Genomic DNA, 22047 nt, shown 5'->3' with positions numbered 1-22047 from the left:
GCTATGTGATAGGAGTCATATAAATGAATACGTCACCAATTATAGATATTTTTCAAACCTTTTTTTATAAAGGGGTTATGATTTTAATGCCGGTTGCCGGCGTTAGTATGATTGTCGTTATTATCATCGCTGTCATTATGGCGATGATGCAAATTCAAGAGCAAACGCTGACGTTTTTACCGAAAATGGCGAGTATTGTACTCGTTATTATCATTTTAGGTCCGTGGATGTTTCAAGAGTTAACGACGCTTATTTTAGATTTATTTGATAAAATTCCATCGCTATTGCGTTCGTACTAAGATAGGGGAACTGAAATGAATATGGAATTATGGGCGGCGACGTTTTTTGCGTTTTGCCGCATTACTTCATTTTTATATTTTTTACCGTTTTTCTCAGGTCGATCCATTCCAGCAATGGCGAAGGTTACATTTGGACTTGCTCTTTCCATTACAGTGGCCGATCAAGTTGATGTCTCTCACATAAAGACAGTTTGGGACGTTGCAGCATATGCAGGAACGCAAATTGTAATTGGACTATCGCTTTCAAAAATTGTAGAAATGCTGTGGAACATTCCAAAAATGGCCGGGCATATTTTAGACTTTGATATCGGTTTATCACAAGCAAGTTTGTTTGATGTAAACGCAGGTTCACAGTCTACTTTACTATCAACCATTTTTGATATATTTTTTCTCATTATTTTTATTTCACTTGGCGGCATTAATTATTTCGTTGCCACGATTTTAAAGTCGTTTCAATATACAGAGGCGATTTCAAAATTGCTGACGACTAGTTTTTTAGATAGTCTACTCGCAACGTTATTATTTGCGATCACATCAGCGGTTGAAATTGCTCTTCCGCTCATGGGAAGTTTGTTCATCATTAACTTTGTTTTAATTTTAATCGCAAAAAACGCTCCGCAACTAAATATTTTTATGAATGCATTTGTAATTAAAATTACGTGTGGCATTTTGTTTATTGCGATGAGTGTACCAATGCTCGGTTATGTGTTTAAAAATATGACGGATGTATTGCTTGAAGAATATACGAAACTATTTAACTTTTTCTTAACGAAGTAGGGGGACGCACATGGCAAAGGATAATAAAACAGAAAAGGCCACCCCGCAGAAGCGTAAGAAATCGCGTGAAGAAGGGAATATTGCCCGGAGTAAAGATTTAAATAATTTATTTTCCATACTTGTGTTAGCAGTTGTCGTTTACTTTTTCGGAGATTGGCTAGGGTTTGAGATTGCCAATTCTGTATCGGTGCTGTTTGATCAAATTGGAAAAAATACAGATTCGACCGAGTATTTTTATATGATGGGGATTTTACTACTAAAAGTATCAGCTCCGATATTAATACTCGTATACGCTTTTCATTTATTCAATTATATGATTCAAGTCGGTTTCTTATTTTCTTCTAAAGTCATTAAGCCGAAAGCGTCACGTATTAACCCGAAAAACTATTTTACGAGATTGTTTAGTCGTAAAAGTTTAGTAGATATTTTGAAATCACTGTTTTATATGGGGTTAATTGGTTATGTCGCTTACGTTCTCTTTAAAAAGAATTTAGAGAAAATCGTGAGTATGATTGGATTTAACTGGACTGCGTCACTTACTGAAATTATTAGGCAAATTAAATTTATCTTCTTAGCTATTTTAATTATATTAATCGTTCTTTCTATTATTGATTTCATTTATCAAAAGTGGGAGTACGAACAAGATATTAAGATGAAAAAAGAAGAAGTAAAACAAGAGCATAAAGATAATGAAGGGGACCCGCAAGTAAAGGGAAAACGAAAAAACTTTATGCATGCCATATTGCAAGGAACAATTGCGAAGAAGATGGATGGCGCAACATTTATTGTAAATAACCCGACTCATATTTCGGTCGTACTCAGGTACAATAAACACGTTGACGCAGCACCGATTGTCGTTGCAAAAGGGGAAGATGAACTCGCATTATATATACGAACACTTGCCCGTGAACAAGAAATACCAATGGTGGAAAACCGTCCGCTTGCTCGTTCTTTATATTATCAAGTCGAGGAAGATGAGACGATTCCAGAAGATTTATACGTAGCTGTAATTGAAGTTATGCGCTATTTAATTCAAACGAACGAACTTGAAGTATAATAGCGCGTTTGGAGGAGATCTCTTTGTTTAAGATAGATTCTGCAAGAACCTATTTTTCTATCTTTTTAGCAGCGTCATTCGTAGTGGCGCTCTTAATTCCACTTCCACCATTTATACTTGATATCATTATCGTTTTTCTACTAAGTATGTCAGTGCTTATTTATATGCGAGCAACAAGTATTAACGAGTGGGATGAATTAAAGTCATTTCCGACGATGTTGTTATTAATCGGGATTTTCCGCGTATCGATTAACGTATCGACGACGCGAGCGATTTTGACAAACGGAAATGCGGGTCATGTTATTGAAGAGTTCGGTCAATTCGTAATTGGCGGGAACTTATTAATTGGTATCGTTATTTTTACAGTATTAATCATATTCCAGTTTATCGTTGCAAACGGTGCATCTCGTACAGCTGAAGTTGCAGCTCGTTTTACACTTGATTCTTTACCAGGGAAACAAATGTCAATCGATGCTGATTTAAACCAGCGTATTATTACAGAAAAAGATGCACAAGCAAAACGAAAAAAATTAAATATGGAAACAGAGTTTTACGGGGCGATGGATGGTGCCGGGAAGTTCATTAAAGGGGACGTTATTTTCGGCATTGTCATTTTATTCGTAAACATTATTTTTGGCTTAATTGTCGGAATGATGCAGCAAGGAATGAGCTTTGGTGAAGCAGCCCTTCATTATACACAGTTAACAGTCGGTGACGGAATTGTAAACCAAATTGGTTCCTTAATGCTTGCGATTTCAACTGGTATTATCGTAACGCGTGTATTTGACGGTTCACCGGATACGGTAACGGAAGGAATCTTTAAAGAGTTATTAGCACATGAAGTTGTTGTATATGCACTCGGTGGTTTATTTATCGCAATGGGTATTTTTACTCCGCTACCGTTTCTACCGTTCGCACTCGTTGGTGGAACAATTATCTTCTTAGGAATTCGTAATAAAAACCGAATAAAGAAAGAAAAAGAAGACGAGCTTCAAAAAGAAATAGAAATGATTCAAGGTGAAGATGAGCAACTGCAACAAGTGGAAGATTCATTTGGCGTATTTACAGATAAATATCCAATTATAGTAGAGCTCGGCTTAGATTTAGCAGCACTTGTAAAGCAGAAAATTAACGGAGAAACAGCTCGTGATAAAGTTGTTCTTATGAGGAAATCGATTATTACCGACCTTGGTATTAACGTTCCTGGAATTAACTTTAAAGATAATACGAGTTTTAGACCACGTGGACGTTACATTATTCGTATTAAAGGTGCGAAGGCAGCTGAAGGTGTTTTAAAATCAGGTTACTTATTAGCACTGAAAACACCGAACGTAATGGCCGATTTAGATGCAGAACCAGCGAAAGATCCAATTTTTGGCGAGGATGGATATTGGATTTTAGAGCATATGGTACAAGATGCACAAATGAAAGGCTATCAAGTATTAGAGCCACTTAGCATATTAATTACGCATTTAGATGTTGTCGTTAGACGTAATCTTCATGAGTTAATTCAGCGTCAACATGTAAAAGACTTAATTAACTCGCTTGAAAATGATAACGGCGTTTTATTAGAAGAGATTAAGAAGAAAGAAATTGACTTATCACTTGTTCAAAATGTTATTAAGCAATTGCTAAAAGAAGGTATTTCTATTCGTGATTTACCAACCATTATTGAAGGTATTATTGACGGAAAAGAAATTTATCAAAATCATGTTGACGGTGTAACATCATTCGTCCGTGAATGTATTTCAAAAGTTATTTGTGAAAATGCGAAAAATCCTGACGGTAAAATATATGCGGCGCTCTTCTCAGATACAATTGAGTTAGACGCAGACGTTGTGAACAATTCTTATCAAGGTTATTTATTAAACTGGGATTTAGATTTAGAAACGCGAGTCGTTGAGCAAGTACAACGCGTATTTAAACAAGCGAGGTTAATGGGAAGAGAACCAGTATTATTAACGCGTAGAAAAGATTTCAGATTTGCGATTGTAAGACTTCTTGAGCGCTACCAAGTAGAAGCGCAAGTACTTTGTATTAGCGAATTAGCACCAGAAATTGTTGTAGATCAAATTGCCTATATTGAATAGTAGGGGGTGAAGTAATGGAAAGTACAGAAAAGAAAGAAGCGTTAATGCGAATAAAAGCAGCTTCGAAAAATGAATTGTATCGAAAGTTATTTGACCAATATGGTACAGATTATTATTACGTTGTCGATGAAAGTGTAAAACGAAATATCCCGTTTTTTTGGAAAAAGAATTATGAAATGTTAGTTGCTTTTCCTGAAGAAAAACAGGAAGAAGTGAACGAAGGTACAGCTCAATTTCATGAACAATTAATGGATGTTGTGAATGATCCTTCAGAACAAATCATGAAGGCGAACGGAATTCAATCGGTACTGCATAATTTAGAAAACGTGACGACTCCTATGTCATACGCGGCGATGCAAACAGGAAATAGTGAAGAATGGGCAAGAAAGAAAGAGAAACTATTAAAGCTGTTTGAAAAAGGAATCGTCGTTGTGAAACAGACGGAAGAAACGAAAGTAACGAAAAAGCAAAAAGCTGTGAAAAAAGTCGTTCCTGTCAAGAAAGAAGAAGTAGTTGTAAAAAAAGAAAAGCAAGAATCTGTACCATTTATTATTCAAAAAGTAATTCGCATGCTAGAGCAAAACGATGTAGAACAATACTTCATTCATGCATATGCTGAAAAGCTAAAAGTGAAGTTTGAGAATGCAACGATGATTACAGAAGAAGAAGTGATCGAATATATATTGGAAGATATGAGATCTCATTTCAACACAGAAAACGTATTTGAAAAAGAAGTACAAACAATTGCATTAATCGGTCCAACTGGTGTTGGAAAAACGACGACACTTGCGAAAATGGCGTGGCAGTTTCACGGTAAGAAAAAAACGGTTGGTTTTATTACGACAGACCATTCTCGCATTGGGACAGTTCAGCAACTGCAAGATTACGTAAAGACAATTGGATTTGAAGTAATCGCTGTACGTGATGAAGCTGCAATGACAAGAGCGCTTACGTATTTTAAAGAAGAAGCGCGCGTCGATTATATTTTAATTGATACAGCTGGAAAAAATTATCGTGCGTCAGAAACAGTGGAAGAAATGATTGAAACGATGGGACAAGTAGAGCCAGATTATATTTGTTTAACGTTATCAGCTTCGATGAAAAGTAAAGATATGATTGAAATCATTACGAACTTTAAAGATATTCATATTGATGGTATCGTGTTTACGAAATTTGATGAAACAGCAAGTAGTGGTGAGTTGTTGAAAATTCCAGCAGTATCAGCAGCTCCCATTGTATTAATGACAGACGGACAAGACGTGAAGCAACATATCCATATCGCTACAGCTGAACATTTAGCGAAACAAATGTTGCAAACATCATAGAAAAGAGGTGAAGGATAAGGCGATTGCCTTATTCAAACGAGTATGAACGGTCTTTATATAGGCTCTATGGGTATGATGAATTACATGCAGCGTATTAATGTTCATTCAAATAACGTTGCAAATGCTCAAACGACAGGATTTAAAGCAGAAAATATGACTTCTAAAGTATTTGATGTACAAGACACATATCGCCGCGGAGATGGTGCTGTAACAAATATCGGTTCGGTCGATTACGCTGTAGTACCAGCCGCAACGCATGTGAACTTAGTACAAGGAAATATACAAATGACAAATAGTGCTACAGATTTCTTTTTAGATGATGGAACTGCAGGCACAGCTTCGTTTTTCGTTACATCTAAAAATAATGAAACGTTTTTAACGAGAGACGGTAGTTTTACATTAAATAGTGATCGTTATTTACAAACAACTTCAGGCGCTTTCGTAATGGGAGAGAATAATGAACGTATTCGTATTCCAGAAGGAGCAAAAGTAGCTGTACAAGCAGACGGTACGTTATATGATGCAGTAACACAAAACAATATTGCTCGCTTGCAAACAAAAACAGTAGGTGCAGAAGCAAATAATCGTCTTGTACAAAGAGAGAACAAAAGCTTTACACTAGCAGAAGGAAACATTGCTGATCTACCGAACGGAACAGGCTTAGTAAAAAACCATATGCTAGAAAATTCAAATGTAGATATGACGAAAGAGATGGCAGATCTTATGACGGATCAAAGAATGATTTCAGCATCACAACGCGTTATGACTTCATTTGATAAAATTTATGAAAAAGAAGCGAATGAAATATTGAGATAGGAGACTCCTAATAAAGGAGTCTTTTATTAATTTTAAATTTCAGAATTATCAATTGACTTTGTGGAGCTTCTTTTTTATATTAGTAGGTATAACTATAACTACTAAAGAGGTGAGAGTATGACAACGGCATTATATTTAGAAGATGCATACAAAACGAGTTGCGAAACAGAAGTGATAAAAGTAGAAGGGAATAAAGTATTTGTAAAAGAAACAGTTTTTTATCCAACTGGTGGGGGGCAGGAATGTGATACGGGTGTCATTGTACAAGACGGGTCTGTATTTGAGGTTGAAAAGGTAAAGAAGGAGCAGGGAGAAATAGTTCACTATATAAAAGATGGAGCTCAAGTAAAATTAGGTCCCGTTAAATTAGAGATTAATTGGGAAAGACGTCATAATTTAATGCGTCATCACTCTTTACTGCATCTTATCGGAGCTGTCGTTTATGAAAAATATGGAGCTCTCTGCACTGGAAATCAAATTTATCCTGACAAAGCACGTATTGATTTTAATGAGTTACAAGAGTTATCGAGCGTGGAAGTAGAAGAAATTGTTAAGGAAGTGAATAAACTTATTGAACAAAATAAAGAAATTTCCACTCGTTATATGAGCCGCGAAGAAGCAGAAAATGCTGTAGGAATGATTAAAACAGCAATAAACCTCCTGCCAGCTACTATACAAGAAATCCGCATTGTTACAATTGAAAATTTAGACGAACAAGCTTGTGGAGGCACACATGTAAAAAACACAAGTGAAGTAGGAACACTTGTTATTGATAAAGTAAAAAGTAAAGGGAAGCAAAATCGTCGCTTTGAAGTTAGAGCGATCTAGATTGCGAGGGGTTACCGATGGATGAAATTATAAAGGAATTACAAAAGTTAGGATTTTCCCAGTACGAATGTAAAGCGTATATTGGACTACTAAAACATTCCCCAGTAACAGGTTATGAAGTGAGTAAACAAACAGGAGTACCTCGTTCTATGATTTACGAGGTACTCGGAAAGTTAATGGATAAAGGAGCAGTACATATTGTACCTTCTGAACCAGTTAAATATGTACCAGTACCAGCTACCGAATTGATGAATCGAATGAGAAAAGACTTTGAGAAGTCCTTTGAATTTTTAGATGAGAAATTAAATGGTTTAGAACAAGAGAGACAAATAGATGTAATTTCGCATATTCGCTCAAATGATCGTGTTTTAAAAGAAATTTGCAATATAATTAATAGAGCAAAGGAAGAGTTATGGATTTCTGTATGGGAAGATCAAGTGCATGAAATTGAGCCATACATTCATCAAAAAGAAGAGGAAGGCGTACATATATTTTCAATCTTATTTGGCGCGCCAGAAACCAAAATAGGCGCGACGTTTCACCATAATTATATGACACCTCACGTTGTTGAAAAGAGAATGGGTGGTCATTTAACTGTTATTGCTCGTGACGGGGAAGAAGTATTAATTGCGAACTTCTCAAATGATAGCACTTCGTGGGCTGTTACAACGTATGACCCAGCATTAGTTCTCGTTGCTACAGAGTATGTGCGACACGATATTATGGTTGAAGAAATTACGAAGGAATTTGGAGCTGATAAGTTAGATACGTTATGGCGTGAAAATATAGATTTAGTTCATGTCGTAACAGGAAAACGAACTATGGAAGGAATGGAGGATGATAAGGATGAGTAAAGCTGAGGCACATGTAGCTTTGCAGAGCGATGATACATTTCAGCAAGGAGTAAAAGATTGTTTACCAACTGTATTTGGTTATTTAAGCATCGGTATAGCAGCTGGTGTAATTGCAAAAACAGCAGGTTTCTCCATTATTGAAATTGCGTTTATGTCCACTTTAATTTATGCAGGTTCTGCCCAATTTATATTAGCTGGTATGTATGCAGCTGGTGCACCGGCTTCCGCAATTATTTTTACTGTATTTTTTGTTAACTTGCGCCACCTTCTTATGAGTGCTGCACTTGCGCCGTACTTTACGAAACTGCCTCTATTTAAAAACTTACTAATTGGTTCTCAAATTACAGATGAAACATTCGGTGTTGCAGTACAGCATGCGGCGCAAAAAGGATATTTAGGTGAAAGATGGATGATCGGGCTTAACGTAACAGCGTATTTAAATTGGATTCTTGCTACTATCATTGGCGGGCTATTTGGTGAGTGGATACCAGATCCGCATACGTATGGGATGGATTATGCATTACCAGCAATGTTTATCGGATTATTTGTACTTCAGCTTATAAGTAGTAAACCGAAGCTAGCAATTCATCTTACTGTTGCAATTGTAGCGATTATACTTGCATACGTTTCTCACTTATTTATGCCAGATAGTATAGCGGTTATTATCGCAACATTATTAGCTGCGACGATTGGAGTGGTGATTGAAAAATGGAAATGAGATTAGACGTAATATTACTTTTATTAGCAGCAGGAGCTGTTACACTCGTGCCACGTATTTTACCGCTACTCGTATTTAGTAAACTACAAATTCCAGACTGGGGTTTAAAATGGTTAAATTACATACCAATTGCGATATTAGCAGCACTTTTAGCACAAGTTTTATTTATGCATGAGACGATACAGTGGGATTACCTGATCGCAGCAATTCCAACATTTCTTGTCGCAATATATACTCGTAGTTTATTAGGTACAGTATTAACTGGCGTGATTGTGATTATTTTGTTACGTTTCTTTTTCTAAAAAGGATTACGGTCATATAATAGCGAAAAGTGTAATAACATGAAAAATATAGGGGTGGTGTTATGATACTTTTAACGATAGGAGCAATTTTATTAACGTTGTTTATTTTCTTTATTATCGGCTTTATTACGTTTATGATGTTTGTTGATAGGGCGACACCTCAAATTTATTATACACCTTGTGAATCAGTGACAGTGAAATCTAAAGGTAAACATAAAAGGAAGAAAAGTTGAATGTAGGCTTTTCTTCCTTTTTCTATTACATCCCCGAAAGAACTAACAAAAACAGCCCAAATAAAAAACTAATAAAGGAAAGAAAACCGAGACATATGGAGAACACACGATTGTTTCTCCATTCGCGCCAGAAAGTGATAAAACCTAATATACAAAGGAAAAACCAAATAGGAAGAAATAGGAACTCACTAATCTTTTCAGGAAGTAAAGCATAAAAAGTTAATAAATATAAAATCCAATTTGTAAAAAATAAAATGCAAACGATAATAGATTGTAAATAGGGCTGTTTGGAAAACTCTCTCTTTTTTACGGTTACAAAAATGATAGTTAGCGCTAAGAAAAAGGCAATGAGCATGAAAATCAGTAAGAGTAATGTAAGTGTCATTTACATCTCCTTTATAAGAGTGTTTTTTACAAGAAATGAATCTATTACATTGTATGCTTGATTTGTAGAGTGCCCGTTATATTTTTCAGTGTATGGATTTAGAAAACCATGTTCACCGTGTAGTTGGTGTATTTCTAATAAAGGATTTTTTTGTTGCTGCAATGTTTGAATGAAAGAGGATACTGAAAAACTAGCTTCTTTTTCAGGGAAAATAAGTAAGGTAGCACATGTTGGTTTCATATGAATATAGTCACGTATACGGGAACCGTAGCATCCGATAATAAAATCTATGTTCGGATTGTTACTACATAGCCATGAGATGGTAGCACCAACACTAAAGCCGATAAGTCCAATATGTGTGTAACTACTAGAAAGAGAAGTAATGAATTTTTCAATTTGCTTTTTTCCATCTTCAAATCCAATATGATTCATAAAAAAATGATATGCTTTTTCTTCATCACTATAAGGAAATGCATGTTGTGATTGTAGCAGATTAGGGCAGAATACATCTATATGAGATGAAGTGAATTGGTCGGTAACATGATGCATATGATCGTTCACACCATATATTTCATGAACAGCAATGAGAGCTAATTTTTTCTTCATATCTACAAAGTACCTCTATGAAACTTAAATTCTTTCTCAACAAGGCAGATACGTAGGTGGAAGTTTTCGTACCATTGCTCACGACCTCTTTTTTTCGCTTCTTTATGTAAGACGTTCTGTTTCCAATTTTCAATTGCTTCAAGTGATTCCCAATAAGAAATTGTGATTCCAAGCCCTGAATGATCTCGCGCACTTTCTACATCTAGAAATCCAGGTTGCTGCTTTGCGAGTTCCTCCATTTTATCGGCAACTGTACTATAATCTGCTGTATCATTAGATAAATTGGAAGTGAATATAACTGCATAATAAGAATTGTTTTTTTCTAAATTAGGTGCCATTATTTTTCCTCCTTAATGTATAGTGTGAATAATTAATCTATAGTTTGTATTTTAGCAGGTCACAAAAAGAAAAGAAGTAAAAAATTCTTATTTTTTCAGCTTCTGTAAAATAGAAAATAGAAGGAATTTATAATAAGTAATCTAAAAAAAGAAAAATGCCACTTCAAAAAAATGAAGTGGCATTTCTTATATTTCCTCTAAGCTATTAACTGGAACTGTTAATTCGCGTCCTGGATTTTTTACTTCATATATGCGGGCGGTTTCATTGCTTTCGTCGACGTGTTGAATCATAACAGGCATGCCTTGAAAACTAACATTCGCTTGCTCCGCTGACACAGAAAGCTCTTTTGCACGTTGAATATTCATTTATATTCCTCCCATCATTATTATCTTTGCTAAAAAAGAGGAATAATATACCATTTCGAGACAATCTTAAAGTTTTTGTATTATTTGTAATGTTTCTTTAATAAATGAAGTGAAGATCGAATCAGGATAGCTATCTATTGCTTGAACAGCTTCTTTTGCCTCTGTTAAGGCAGATTTTTTATCTTGAAGTTCTATATAGCAAAGGGCACGATAAGACCCAGCTGTTAATACCCACGATTGATCAAGTGGATGACTCATATAATCTGGTATGGTAGCGTGTTTTAATGTTTCCAAAGCTTCCTTATAACGTTTTAAACCATATAAAGATTTTCCTTTTTCAAGATAATACAGCCCATCGTCTTGGAAAATTGGATCATTTTTTAGTTTTTCTCGAAATTGTTCTAGATGTTCCAATGCGATTGTATATTCATTCGTAACAGTGTTGTAGTAATAAGCTTTTAATATATCTACATTTGCAGCGGATAAAGTATCTTCTGTAAAAATGGCAAATTGCTCCGATTTTTTTATGTAATATAAATATTGTTCTTTATCAGTTGTGATGATTTTTTGATAAGATAAAATGCGATAAAATTCATCTGTTTTATAATACACTTGATGTTTTTTTGAAAATGCAAGTGCATCTAAAATGACTTTTTCACATTTTTCATAATTGCCGTATGCGAGTAAAATAATTGCCTCTTTTAAGTATAGTTGTATATGTGTAATAAGATCCATTTCTAAATTCTTCGCCTTATATTCATCCCGAATTGTGGCGATCATCTGTAAACATTCTTTATATTTTTTCTGCTTGAAGAGCATATAGTAAAACAGTAGTTTCGTTTCAGTACTTTCGCGATACAAAGTATATTTTTCAAATATAGAAATAGCGGTTTCAACGTAATATTCAATATTATAATCGTTCATAACAGCTGCTGCTGTTATGAACTGTTTATATAAACGAGCTGTATTTAAAGTAGAAGGTAGCTCTTTTTGAACGATAGGTAGTAAAGTGTCATATACTTCATCACATTTATTCTTTATGAGTCGCTCCATTTTTTGAATGAGTTCTACAATTTCATCATCGTCTTCCTCTAATAAAAAACTCGTTTCACATCCAAGTTTTTCTGCAATATATTGTAATGTTTTCATCGAAGGTGTAGCTTTTCCATTTTCAATTTGACTAAGCATACTTTTTGTCAGTTCCGAACCTGCTAGCTCTGTTTGTGTAAGTTTTTTTCCTTTTCGTAATGCTTTAATTTTTTCGCCGAGAGTTGCCATATTGTAGCTCCTTTATAATTAAAAAGTTAAATACAATTAAACTTTTTTGTTGTAATAATTGGAAAGCTGATTATATAATAAGTTTAACACAATTTAACTTTTAAGGGGAGAGTGTCAGAATGGAAGATGTAAGTATAGGTCAAACTGATTCAAGAATGAAGATTGCAACGAGAAATATCATTTTAATGATGATTGGAAAAATGACGTCTTTATTAGGCGCAAGTATTTATACGTTCGCAATGGGGTTATACGTATTAAAGACAACGGGTTCAGGGATGGGGTTTGCAACTACGCTCGTTTGCGGGTCACTTCCACGGATGATTTGTGGACCAATTGCTGGTGCTGTAGCTGACCGTGTGAGTCGAAGATCGCTTGTCATCGGTACAGATTTATTAAGTAGTTTAACGATGCTTATTATGTTTATTCTTGCTACTATATTTGGACCATCACTTCTTTTTATTTATATTTCAGCAGCATTATTATCAATTTGTGCAAGTTTTTATTCTGTAGCATTAACTTCGTCTATTCCTAATTTAGTAGATGAGGGGCGTATTCAGAAAGCGAGTGCTTTAAATCAAACGGCAGCTTCTTTATCAAATATTTTAGGGCCAATTATTGGCGGAGTTGTATTTGGTTTCTTTTCAATTCAGTCGTTCTTTTTGTTAAATAGTATTACGTTCTTTTTAGCGGTTATTTTGCAATTGTTTATTGTATTTGATTTATATAAAAAAGAAGTGGCTGAGATTAAAGAGCATTTCTTGACGAGTATAAAAGAAGGTTTTTCATATGTAAAACGACAACATGAAATATATGGTTTAATGAAAATAGCATTGTGGGTAAACTTTTTTGCTTGTGGGCTAACCGTTGCACTTCCGTACATTATTGTCCATACATTGCATTTATCTTCAAAGCAACTCGGAACTGTAGAGGGAATGTTAGCAGTCGGAATGCTAATGGGTGCGATTACTTTATCAGTGCGTAAAGAAGTGAATAATCCGTTTCGTTCTATTTATACTGGACTGTTTTTGTTTGCAGGTTTAAGTTTATGTACAGTATTCCCGTTGTTAGTTACCATTCCAAAAGTAGCAAGTTTTATTTACTATATTGCTTTCATGATGTTAACTGGTATAGCAATTATGATTGTAAATATTCCGATGCAAGTACATATGCAAAAGACGACAGATCCGAGCTACTTAGGGCGTGTGTTTGGCCTACTTGAAACAATTGCGACTGCAATCGCACCGCTCGGTATGATTGTATATGGATTATTGTTAGATATGTTGCCAACTAGCATTGTTATGATGACAATAGGCGGAGGTTTATTGTTAGTTGTATTAGTTGGAGTAAGGCAACATATGGCGAAAAAACAAGTGGATGTGTCGGCTTAAAAACAAGAAAATAATAAAAATGACCAAATTAGTATTTTAGTTTTTGAAACTCTTTTTCATGTATGTTACAGTATAGTGAGCAGGCAAAGAAAAGGAGACAACAGCATGAAAAAATTAAGTTTTGTTATGCTTTTTCTATTAGTCGTAATGGCTGGATGTAGCAATTATGACACATATATTGAAACAGGTATGCAATCATTGAAAGATGAAAAATATAGTGATGCAACAATGTGGTTTGAAAAAGCAGAAAAAGAGAAATCAGGAAATGAAGCGAAATCATATAAAGAAATGGCCGAGAAAATGGATCACGGAGCAACGGCATTAAAAGACGGTAAGTATTTAGAAGCGAAAGACATTGCAAATGAAGTGTTACAAATGAAAAAAGACGATGCGCTTGAAACAGCTGTAACATCAAATGCCGAAAATATGCTTCAAAAAGCAAAAGATGTAGAAAAGAAAGTGAATGAAAGAGTAGCAAAGCGGAGAAAAGTAGAAGAAGAAGGAATTGATAAACTCATTAAAGCTGTAGATAGTATAGATGATGTGAAAGAAAAAGAGAAAAAAGTTTCAGAAGCATTAGATAAGGCTGAAGAGGCACAAGCAAAAATTGAAGCGAAGAAAAATAAATAGATTCATAGTGTAAAAGGCTGTCGTGTATAACGACAGCCTTTTAACTTTTTTCTGCATAAGAAGTGATACTCTGTAGTAAAAAAGAAATAATTTTAGAATTCCATCTGTCTTCATGATGAATCGTATAAATGTTACGTTGAAATTCAAATTCAGGGATCGGTATGTAGCGTAGTTCATTTCGTTGTACTTCTTGTTCAATAGCAAGTTTAGAAATAAAGGCAACTCCATTACCGTATTTTAAAATTTGTTTCATCGTTTCTAATGAATCTAATTCAATTTCAGATTGGAATGTAATGTTATGAGCTAACATCCATTTTGTAAGTAAATCTCTCGTAGTAGATGGATTACGATGTAGTAATATTCGTTCCTTTTCGATATCTTGTAATGATACATTTTCTTTTTTTGAAAAATGATGTTCTTTGGAGAAAGCAAGAACAAGTGTATCAGGCATTACATTCGTCTGTTTTAAAAGTGATTCATCAAACGGTGCTGCGGAAATTACACCGAGATCAATTTCATGATTTTGTAGCATCGTTCGAATTTCAGGAGCTGTTTTTACCATAAGTGTTATTTTTATATTTGGAAATTCACATTGAAATTGATAAACAATTTCTGGTAAAAGATAAGTCGCTGGTACATAGCTAGCGCCAATTGTTATAGCGCCTTTATGAAAATCTTTAAACTCTTGCGTGACCCGTCTAGCCTCTTTCATAAGTGCATCTATTTTACAAGCATAATGATGCAATGCCTCACCAGCCTCTGTTAAGAAATACCTTCCCGAACGTAATTCGAATAAAGATACACCGAGTTCCTCTTCTAAGCTTTTTATATGGAATGTAATAGTAGGTTGTTTAACACCTAGTTTTTCTGCAACGATCGTAAGCTTTTTGTATTTCTTAATAAGCACTACAATTTCTAATTTTAAGAGATTCATTATGAATTGCCGCCTTTTTTATTTTAACTATAGAAAAAATCTATAGAAATAAATAGTTTATTAGAAGTTTTTTAATTTAATCTTTACAGTACATTAACATTCAGTATAAATCTTCCATATAGAATGAAAGCAGGTTAAGAGTGAGGGGAGAGAGGTGAAACGATGGACATTCAAATTAGTGGATTAGAAAAGAATTTTGGAAAAACGCAGGCGTTAAAGCCATTACAAATTGTTATGAGACAAGGTGAATTTACCACACTTTTAGGACCTTCGGGATGTGGGAAAACGACTTTACTTAGAATGATTGCAGGACTGGAAGAACCAGATAAAGGTGAAATATATTTCGGGGATATGTGCATGTATTCTTCTACTAAAAAAATAAAAACATCTCCTCATGAACGTAATATAGGTATGGTATTTCAAGATTTTGCTTTATGGCCACACATGACTGTATTTGAAAATGTTGCATTTGGTTTAAGGGCTACAAAGCAAACGAATCAATTACGGGAAAAAGTAGAAGAGGCAATAAAGAGAGTTCGCTTACAAGGGATGGAGAAACGTTATCCGCATGAACTCTCTGGCGGACAGCAGCAACGTGTCGCATTTGCGAGAGCGATTGTAACAAAGCCGCATTTCATTTTGTTTGATGAACCGCTCAGTGCACTCGATGCAATTTTGCGAGAAGAAATGCGATTAGAGCTTATGGATATCGTTCATTCCATTGGTTTAACGGCATTGTATGTAACCCACGATCAAACAGAAGCTATGTCAATGTCAGACCAAATCATTGTCATGAAACAAGGAGAAGTATTACAAAAAGGAACACCAGAAGACATTTATGTGAAGCCATCTCATGAATTTGTTGCAAAATTTGTTGGTAAGGCAAATTGGCTTGTAGAGGGGAAACAAATGGTTCGTCCAGAGCATGTAAGCTGGACGAAAAATGAAGTGTGCGAAATATATACAGGTGAAATTCAGCACGTTACATATGTAGGGGAACGTTATGAAGTGAAAGTAAACATGGGGACACTCGGAATATGGACAGCTTATCACAATAGTAAGCTAAGCATTGGGAAACCAGTATCGTTATATGTACCAAAAAAATGTATTCATCATATAGGGGGAGAATCGTATGAAGAAATTCAGTTCGCTTAAGTCTTTATTTGTATGTACTTTATTATTTTCTGCAGTCGTAACAGGGTGTAGCTCAAAGACAGGTAATGCAGATGCAAAAAGTAAAACGACTAATGAAAAGAAAATTGTCGTATACAGTGCAGGGCCAAAAGGATTAGCAGAAAAAATTCAAAAGGACTTTGAAAAGAAAACGGGTATAAAAGTAGAAATGTTTCAAGGGACAACGGGAAAAATTTTAGCGCGAATGGAAGCTGAAAAGAAAAAGCCAGTCGTTGACGTAGTCGTACTTGCTTCTTTACCTGCGATGGAAGGATTAAAAAAGGATGGTCAAACGCTAGCTTACAAAGAAGCGAAACAAGCTGATAAGCTTCGTTCTGAATGGTCGGATGATAAAGGACATTATTTTGGATATAGTGCTTCAGCGTTAGGAATTGTGTATAACACAAAAAATGTGAAGACAGCGCCTGAAGATTGGAGCGATATAACGAAAGGAGAATGGAAAGGGAAAGTGAATCTTCCAGATCCAGCACTTTCAGGTTCAGCTTTAGACTTTGTAACAGGATATGTGAAAAAGAATGGAAAAGATGGATGGGATTTATTTGAACAGCTTAAGAAAAATGAAGTTACAGTAGCAGGGGCAAACCAAGAAGCATTAGATCCAGTTGTAACAGGAGCAAAAGATATGGTCATTGCGGGTGTTGATTATATGACGTACAGTGCAAAAGCAAAGGGTGAACCGGTTGATATTGTTTATCCAAAAAGCGGAACAGTTATTAGCCCACGTGCAGCAGGTATTATGAAAGATAGTAAAAATGTAGAAGGTGCAAAAGAGTTTATTGATTATTTATTATCAGATGATGTGCAAAAACAAATTTCTAAAGCATATTTATTGCCTGGTAGAACAGATATAAAAGCTGAGAATAGACCAAACGTGGAAGAGATTCCAGTATTAAATATTGATTGGAAAACAGTTGAGAAAGAACAAGATGAAATAGGAAAACAATTTAAGAAAGTATTTCAATAAGATGGTGATTACATGGTAAATCGATTCGTATCAGTAAGGCAAGTTGGAATGACGGTAGCTTTATTACTTGTGGCGATGTTAATCGTCATTCCGCTTTTTCTCATTTTACTTTCTAGTGTATATGAAAATAGTAGTTGGAATTTTTTAAAGCCGTTTGAAGTGATGCAGAGTAGTGGATTAGCTGGCATTTTTCTAAACTCGATGCTTCTAGGTGTACTTGTAGTAATAGGGGCTACCGTATTTGCATTTCCACTAGCTTTCATTATGAGCAAAACAGATGTTGGAAAACATAGTAAGTTAGATATTGTTTTTATGATTCCATTTATGACTCCGCCGTATATTGGATCGATGGGATGGATCTTGTTCATGCAACCGAACGGCTATTTCGAACAGTTTTTTCCGATGCTAAAGACGATTTCATCTTCGTTTTTTAGTTTAGGAGGTATGGTTTTAATTATGAGTTTGCATTTATTCCCATTCCTTTATTTCATGTTGAAAAACACGTTACTTCAGATTGGGAGTAGTAAAGAAGAAGCCGCAGCAGTTCATGGCGGAAGCTTTTTCTATCGTTTAAGAAAAATAATATTGCCGTTATTAGTATCAAGTTATGTAATGGGTGCTTTACTCATTTTCGTAAAGACGATTGCTGAATTTGGAACACCGGCTACATTCGGGCGGAGAATCGGATTTCACGTGCTGACTTCAGAAATTCATAAATTTATTTCAAGTTGGCCGATTGATTTTAGTAGTGCAACAGCATTATCTTCTTTATTACTTAGTGCATGTATGCTCATTTGGTATATGCAAAATGTATTGAATCGAAAGTATTCATATGCAATGGTTAGTGGAAAAGGTGTGAAATCTAAAAGGTATACTTTGTCTATATTTGCGCGCGTTGTAGCATGGTTTTATGTAATTGGTTTATTAATCGTATCAATTGGAATCCCGTACTTTTCTATATTGATTGCTTCTTTATCGAAATTAAGAGGCGGCGGCTTACATGTAAATAACTTTACAACGAGCCATTATGAAGCATTATTTACAATTGGATCTCCAGGATTAGAAGCTTTATGGAACAGTTTTCTTTTTTCACTTATAACAGCGATTATTGCTGTTATGATTGGAGTGTTTTTAGCACTTATGATCCGAAAGGGGAAAAAGTCCTCTGAAAAATGGCTTGATATGTGCGGTATGTTACCGAATATGGTACCAGGAATCGTGATGGTTGTAGGGCTTATTTTATTTTGGAATTCCCCTTATATGCCCCTGTCCATTTACAATACACCAGTCATGGTAATCGTAACGTACGTTGTTCTTTTTTTACCTTATACGGTGCAGTATGTAAAAGCATCGCTCGGGCAAATCGATGATTCTCTCGTGCAGGTAGGAAGTATTTTTTCTGGAAATTATATTTATATTTTTAGAAAAATAATATTACCGCTTATTATCCCAGGTATTCTTGCCGGATGGGCGATGACATTTACAATCTCAATAAGGGAGTTAGTAGCATCGCTTCTCGTACTACCTCCATCAGTAGAGACGTCAGCAACATTTATTTTTGCTCAATTTGAACAAGGAGAAGTATCTATTGGAATGGCGATGGCTGTCGTTTCAGTTGGACTTACAACGCTATGTTTATTACTTCTGCAGCATATGGAGCAAAAACGAAAAGGGGTAGCATGATGAGGGTAGAAGTATGGGGAGGAGCGGGAGAATACGGTCGTTCCTGCTATTTCGTAAAAAATAAAGAGACAAAAATATTATTTGATTGTGGTATTAATCGATCATATGAGGATAGTTATCCAAAAATAGAGCGGGAAGTTGTACCGTTTTTAGATGCAGTATTTTTATCACATATTCATGAAGATCATACGATGGGCTTACCTTTATTAGCGAAGTATGGATATAAGAAAAAAATCTGGACAACTCGTTATACGAAGGAGCAACTTCCCGCTTATTATGAAAAATGGAGAAACTACAATGTGACGCAAGGATGGAATGTGCCATATAACGACCAAAATGTGAAAGATTTAAATTATATATATGTTGATGAGATTAGTAATCCGAATGAATGGATACAGATTACTCCAACATTGCGGTTTCAATGGGGGTATAGTGGGCACGTATTAGGATCGGTTTGGTTTTTAGTGGATATGAGTCATACATATGTATTTTATTCTGGCGATTATTCAGCAGAGTCTAACATACTACGAGCGAATTTACCTGAGAAATTGCGCGGCGATATAAAAGTTGCAATTGTAGATGCCGCTTATCATACTGATGATGTTTCGCAACATGAACGAGTAAACGAACTATGTACAGAAATTGAACGAGCTGCGGGGAATAAAGGGATAGCATTACTACCATTGCCACCCCTTGGTAGGGCGCAAGATATCGTATTGTATTTATATGAAAAATATAAAGAATTTCCCATTATAGTAGATCAGGAAATTTTAGATGGATTTGACGAGATGTTCTTATATAAAGATTGGATCAAAAATAATAAAGAACTTGAAGAGCTAATGGAGAGTTTAAAAAGAAACATAATAGTTATGGATGATGACGGCGGTACGCAACATAGTTATGGAATAGTTGTAATGAGTGATGCGAATATGCAAACGAAACGGGCTCAGTTATATTATGAACAAATTCGGCATGAAGAAAGAAATTCTATTATCTTTACTGGGCATGTTGCGAAAGGGAGTTTTGCAGAAAAAGTTTTGAAAGAACGTATAGGTAAAGAATGTAGGGTGAAGCGAGTTCCATATAAAGTTCATCAAAGTATAAGAGATGTGAAAGAGATGTTAAATACATTATTACCGGAACATACGGTGTTAGTACACGCTTTAAAAGAGGATACAGATCGATTACAGAAAAAGCTTAGCACGGCAGGGTATGAAAATGTATATTCACTTACTATGGAACGTATAGAAGTTATTTAACATGTAAAGGGGATAGGTATATGAAAAAAGTATTTGTATTCGTGAGTATTTTCTTTTGTTGTTTCCTTTATTCCGATAAGGAAGGGTTTGCTGCTAGTCCAATGACACCTAGTTTTGAAGTGAAGTTATTATTAAAGCCAGAACAAGTACTAGGTCCTAACAAAGAGATGAAGCAAGATGTACTAGAGCATTTCCAGGCTGGTACAAATTATGAAAGAATACAAGTGCAATTTTTAGATACGGAAAATAAAAATTTAAGTAATGAAGGTTGGTTTGCTAGAATTCGAAAGAAAGAATTTAGTAAAGATTTTGAGCTAACATATAAAAAAAGATATCCTATTCCAAACGGTGTAATTCAAGATGCACTAGAAGTAGCTAAAAATGATGGATTTGATAGTAAAACCGATAACTATGATGCGGAAATAGATTGGGGATTTGAAAAGAAAACGTTAAGTATTTCAAATAAGAAAAGTTACAGTGCGAAAGGATATGGAGTACTTGATTTACCAGACGAACAAGCTGCTCAAAACATGTTAATAGAAAAGTTGCCAGGGAAAATGAACAAATGGTTGTATACGAATTGGGGAGAAGAAATGCTCAAAAATTCTCGTATTTATGGGCCTGTATTAATGAAAAGGTATACAGCTGAATTTGAAAACATTAAAACGAATATTGAAGTTTGGCCACTTAGTAATACAGGGAAAATAGAAGATGATTTCGTAATAGAAGTATCGTTTAAAACAAATGAGGCAAGTATTGCAAAAGAACAAAGAGAATTATTAATGCAGAGCTTAGATCAAAAAGGATGGCTGTTACCGAAAGATAGTTTGAAGACAGAACTTATTTTTCAGTAAATAGTAAAAAGGAATCCATATGCCATGGATTCCTTTTTATATATGAGTATTACGCTAAATCAGCTGACACGAGCATATCATTATTTTGAAGGTTTTTAGAGCGTAAACTATAAGCAACTACCTTCTTTTTATATTGCTTTACAACATCAACATGCTCTTCATGACTATAAATATAAAATATAAAATCCTTTTTGCCACGCTTTGCATTGATAATTAAAGGCGTACCCTCATTGTGTGGTGGTGCATAATAGCGATCTAAAAATAAACCTTCGTTAAAATCATGAATAATTTTGGATTTTTGTTCGCCTTCTACGTTATTTCCATTGATTGTAACAGTCGCATTCTCTTCTTCGAGCTGTGGATGTGTTTCGTACTTGCTAATAATGGATTCAATAACAGTGTTAGGAAGGCTCGAAACGATAATTTTAAATGCTCCAAATACAACCAACATAACAATAAACCAAGTCGTCATACTATATCATCCCCTTTTTCCTATTAAATAATATAACTCATATGGTAATAGTACATAAGGTGAAGTTTTGTATAATTTGTGAAAAATATGCCGTTTTTACGAACGAAATATTAGAAAAATCAATTTTGTTACAAAAAGTTGAAATCGAAGTATTTTAAAAGAAAAAGGTTTATAATAAAAATATAACTAATAACCACATTACTAATTATAAGGAAGTGTAACTATGAGTACTGTAGCAATCGTGTATGGTATTATTCTTTCCACAATTATCGTTCTATTTTTCGTTGGGGTTTCACGTTATATTCATAAATGGAAAGAAAGCGTTGCGAAATTAAATCACATTGAAGAAGAACTTAGTGATTTAATGTTACATCATGGTAAGTAAAAAGTTTATTTT

At 34.8% G+C, this 22047-nt stretch carries 27 protein-coding genes; 20 read left to right on the top strand and 7 right to left on the bottom strand.

Going from position 1 to position 22047, the window contains the following annotated elements:
* The first annotated feature begins 23 nt into the window (after window positions 1-23).
* From AC0L0O_RS16540 to AC0L0O_RS16490, 11 genes are all read left to right on the top strand, one after another.
* Window positions 24-299: a flagellar biosynthetic protein FliQ gene (locus AC0L0O_RS16540; RefSeq protein ID WP_001098085.1), complete on the top strand. Its 276-nt coding sequence runs from the start codon at window positions 24-26 to the stop codon at window positions 297-299.
* A 15-nt stretch (window positions 300-314) separates the two neighbouring features.
* A complete protein-coding gene (locus tag AC0L0O_RS16535; protein WP_001055696.1) occupies window positions 315-1076 on the top strand; it encodes a flagellar biosynthetic protein FliR in 762 nt (253 codons plus the stop codon).
* Window positions 1077-1086: 10 nt separating this feature from the next.
* Window positions 1087-2133: a flagellar type III secretion system protein FlhB gene (flhB, locus tag AC0L0O_RS16530; protein WP_001030104.1), complete on the top strand. Its 1047-nt coding sequence runs from the start codon at window positions 1087-1089 to the stop codon at window positions 2131-2133.
* 23 nt (window positions 2134-2156) lie between these two features.
* Window positions 2157-4223, top strand: a complete 2067-nt coding sequence (gene flhA, locus AC0L0O_RS16525) for a flagellar biosynthesis protein FlhA (RefSeq protein ID WP_000472551.1) — start codon at window positions 2157-2159, stop codon at window positions 4221-4223.
* A gap of 14 nt (window positions 4224-4237) precedes the next feature.
* Window positions 4238-5548 carry a flagellar biosynthesis protein FlhF gene (gene flhF, locus AC0L0O_RS16520; RefSeq protein WP_000446209.1) on the top strand — a complete coding sequence of 437 codons (1311 nt, stop codon included), beginning with the start codon at window positions 4238-4240 and terminating at the stop codon, window positions 5546-5548.
* Window positions 5549-5590: 42 nt separating this feature from the next.
* Window positions 5591-6364 carry a flagellar basal-body rod protein FlgG gene (locus tag AC0L0O_RS16515; protein ID WP_001013951.1) on the top strand — a complete coding sequence of 258 codons (774 nt, stop codon included), beginning with the start codon at window positions 5591-5593 and terminating at the stop codon, window positions 6362-6364.
* Window positions 6365-6481: 117 nt separating this feature from the next.
* Entirely contained in the window at window positions 6482-7192 is a 711-nt protein-coding gene (locus tag AC0L0O_RS16510) for an alanyl-tRNA editing protein (RefSeq protein WP_000205385.1), read from the top strand.
* 17 nt (window positions 7193-7209) lie between these two features.
* A complete protein-coding gene (locus AC0L0O_RS16505; RefSeq protein ID WP_000343368.1) occupies window positions 7210-8046 on the top strand; it encodes a TrmB family transcriptional regulator in 837 nt (278 codons plus the stop codon).
* The gene (locus AC0L0O_RS16500) at window positions 8039-8764 is read left to right on the top strand and encodes an AzlC family ABC transporter permease (protein ID WP_000029967.1); all 726 of its coding nucleotides are present in this window, start codon (window positions 8039-8041) and stop codon (window positions 8762-8764) included. Before AC0L0O_RS16505 ends, AC0L0O_RS16500 begins: the two co-directional genes overlap by 8 nt.
* Complete coding sequence (locus AC0L0O_RS16495; protein ID WP_000425934.1) at window positions 8755-9066, top strand: AzlD domain-containing protein; 312 nt, start codon at window positions 8755-8757, stop codon at window positions 9064-9066. The genes AC0L0O_RS16500 and AC0L0O_RS16495 overlap by 10 nt, the downstream gene beginning before the upstream one ends.
* A gap of 62 nt (window positions 9067-9128) precedes the next feature.
* Window positions 9129-9299: a DUF3951 domain-containing protein gene (locus AC0L0O_RS16490; protein WP_000602240.1), complete on the top strand. Its 171-nt coding sequence runs from the start codon at window positions 9129-9131 to the stop codon at window positions 9297-9299.
* Window positions 9300-9324: 25 nt separating this feature from the next.
* Here AC0L0O_RS16490 and AC0L0O_RS16485 read toward each other — a convergent pair whose 3' ends face one another.
* From AC0L0O_RS16485 to AC0L0O_RS16465, 5 genes are all read right to left on the bottom strand, one after another.
* Window positions 9325-9684 carry a hypothetical protein gene (locus AC0L0O_RS16485; protein WP_431171146.1) on the bottom strand — a complete coding sequence of 120 codons (360 nt, stop codon included), beginning with the start codon at window positions 9682-9684 and terminating at the stop codon, window positions 9325-9327.
* Entirely contained in the window at window positions 9685-10290 is a 606-nt protein-coding gene (locus tag AC0L0O_RS16480; protein ID WP_000727615.1) for a dienelactone hydrolase family protein, read from the bottom strand. It abuts the gene before it with no gap.
* 2 nt (window positions 10291-10292) lie between these two features.
* Window positions 10293-10628 (bottom strand): antibiotic biosynthesis monooxygenase family protein, encoded by a 336-nt coding sequence (locus AC0L0O_RS16475; protein ID WP_000035416.1) that lies wholly within the window; start codon window positions 10626-10628, stop codon window positions 10293-10295.
* Between the two features lie 186 nt (window positions 10629-10814).
* Complete coding sequence (locus AC0L0O_RS16470) at window positions 10815-10994, bottom strand: H-type small acid-soluble spore protein (protein ID WP_001025740.1); 180 nt, start codon at window positions 10992-10994, stop codon at window positions 10815-10817.
* A 66-nt stretch (window positions 10995-11060) separates the two neighbouring features.
* A complete protein-coding gene (locus tag AC0L0O_RS16465) occupies window positions 11061-12272 on the bottom strand; it encodes a helix-turn-helix domain-containing protein (RefSeq protein WP_473785885.1) in 1212 nt (403 codons plus the stop codon).
* 119 nt (window positions 12273-12391) lie between these two features.
* Between AC0L0O_RS16465 and AC0L0O_RS16460 the strand changes: the two genes are divergently transcribed.
* Complete coding sequence (locus AC0L0O_RS16460; RefSeq protein WP_000390449.1) at window positions 12392-13660, top strand: MFS transporter; 1269 nt, start codon at window positions 12392-12394, stop codon at window positions 13658-13660.
* 105 nt (window positions 13661-13765) lie between these two features.
* The gene (locus AC0L0O_RS16455; protein ID WP_000736432.1) at window positions 13766-14290 is read left to right on the top strand and encodes a COG3014 family protein; all 525 of its coding nucleotides are present in this window, start codon (window positions 13766-13768) and stop codon (window positions 14288-14290) included.
* 40 nt (window positions 14291-14330) lie between these two features.
* On the opposite strand, the gene AC0L0O_RS16450 is transcribed toward AC0L0O_RS16455, so the two are convergent.
* Window positions 14331-15224 (bottom strand): LysR family transcriptional regulator, encoded by an 894-nt coding sequence (locus tag AC0L0O_RS16450; protein ID WP_001050602.1) that lies wholly within the window; start codon window positions 15222-15224, stop codon window positions 14331-14333.
* Window positions 15225-15386: 162 nt separating this feature from the next.
* On the opposite strand from AC0L0O_RS16450, the gene AC0L0O_RS16445 reads away from it, so the two are divergent.
* The 5 genes from AC0L0O_RS16445 to AC0L0O_RS16425 are packed head-to-tail and all read left to right on the top strand — an operon-like array spanning window position 15387 to window position 21178.
* Window positions 15387-16379, top strand: a complete 993-nt coding sequence (locus tag AC0L0O_RS16445; RefSeq protein ID WP_000354397.1) for an ABC transporter ATP-binding protein — start codon at window positions 15387-15389, stop codon at window positions 16377-16379.
* Window positions 16357-17382: an ABC transporter substrate-binding protein gene (locus tag AC0L0O_RS16440; RefSeq protein WP_000714689.1), complete on the top strand. Its 1026-nt coding sequence runs from the start codon at window positions 16357-16359 to the stop codon at window positions 17380-17382. Before AC0L0O_RS16445 ends, AC0L0O_RS16440 begins: the two co-directional genes overlap by 23 nt.
* Before the next feature lie 12 nt (window positions 17383-17394).
* Window positions 17395-19065, top strand: coding sequence for an ABC transporter permease (locus AC0L0O_RS16435; RefSeq protein ID WP_000248184.1), 1671 nt, complete (start codon window positions 17395-17397; stop codon window positions 19063-19065).
* A complete protein-coding gene (locus AC0L0O_RS16430) occupies window positions 19062-20324 on the top strand; it encodes an MBL fold metallo-hydrolase (RefSeq protein ID WP_013246286.1) in 1263 nt (420 codons plus the stop codon). Before AC0L0O_RS16435 ends, AC0L0O_RS16430 begins: the two co-directional genes overlap by 4 nt.
* A 20-nt stretch (window positions 20325-20344) precedes the next feature.
* Entirely contained in the window at window positions 20345-21178 is an 834-nt protein-coding gene (locus tag AC0L0O_RS16425; RefSeq protein WP_000755338.1) for a hypothetical protein, read from the top strand.
* 49 nt (window positions 21179-21227) lie between these two features.
* On the opposite strand, the gene AC0L0O_RS16420 is transcribed toward AC0L0O_RS16425, so the two are convergent.
* Window positions 21228-21650, bottom strand: a complete 423-nt coding sequence (locus tag AC0L0O_RS16420) for a YfmQ family protein (RefSeq protein ID WP_000214600.1) — start codon at window positions 21648-21650, stop codon at window positions 21228-21230.
* Between the two features lie 41 nt (window positions 21651-21691).
* Here AC0L0O_RS16420 and AC0L0O_RS16415 point away from each other — a divergent pair, with 41 nt between their 5' ends.
* Together AC0L0O_RS16415 and AC0L0O_RS16410 are read left to right on the top strand one after the other, a co-directional pair.
* Window positions 21692-21808, top strand: coding sequence for a multidrug transporter MatE (locus AC0L0O_RS16415; protein ID WP_078438030.1), 117 nt, complete (start codon window positions 21692-21694; stop codon window positions 21806-21808).
* A 65-nt stretch (window positions 21809-21873) separates the two neighbouring features.
* Window positions 21874-22035: a hypothetical protein gene (locus AC0L0O_RS16410; RefSeq protein WP_000108702.1), complete on the top strand. Its 162-nt coding sequence runs from the start codon at window positions 21874-21876 to the stop codon at window positions 22033-22035.
* Window positions 22036-22047 lie beyond the last annotated feature (12 nt).

It is taken from the genome of Bacillus sp. GS3m_15504, from assembly GCF_055825275.1.
This window is presented reverse-complemented; position numbering and strand designations above follow the sequence as displayed.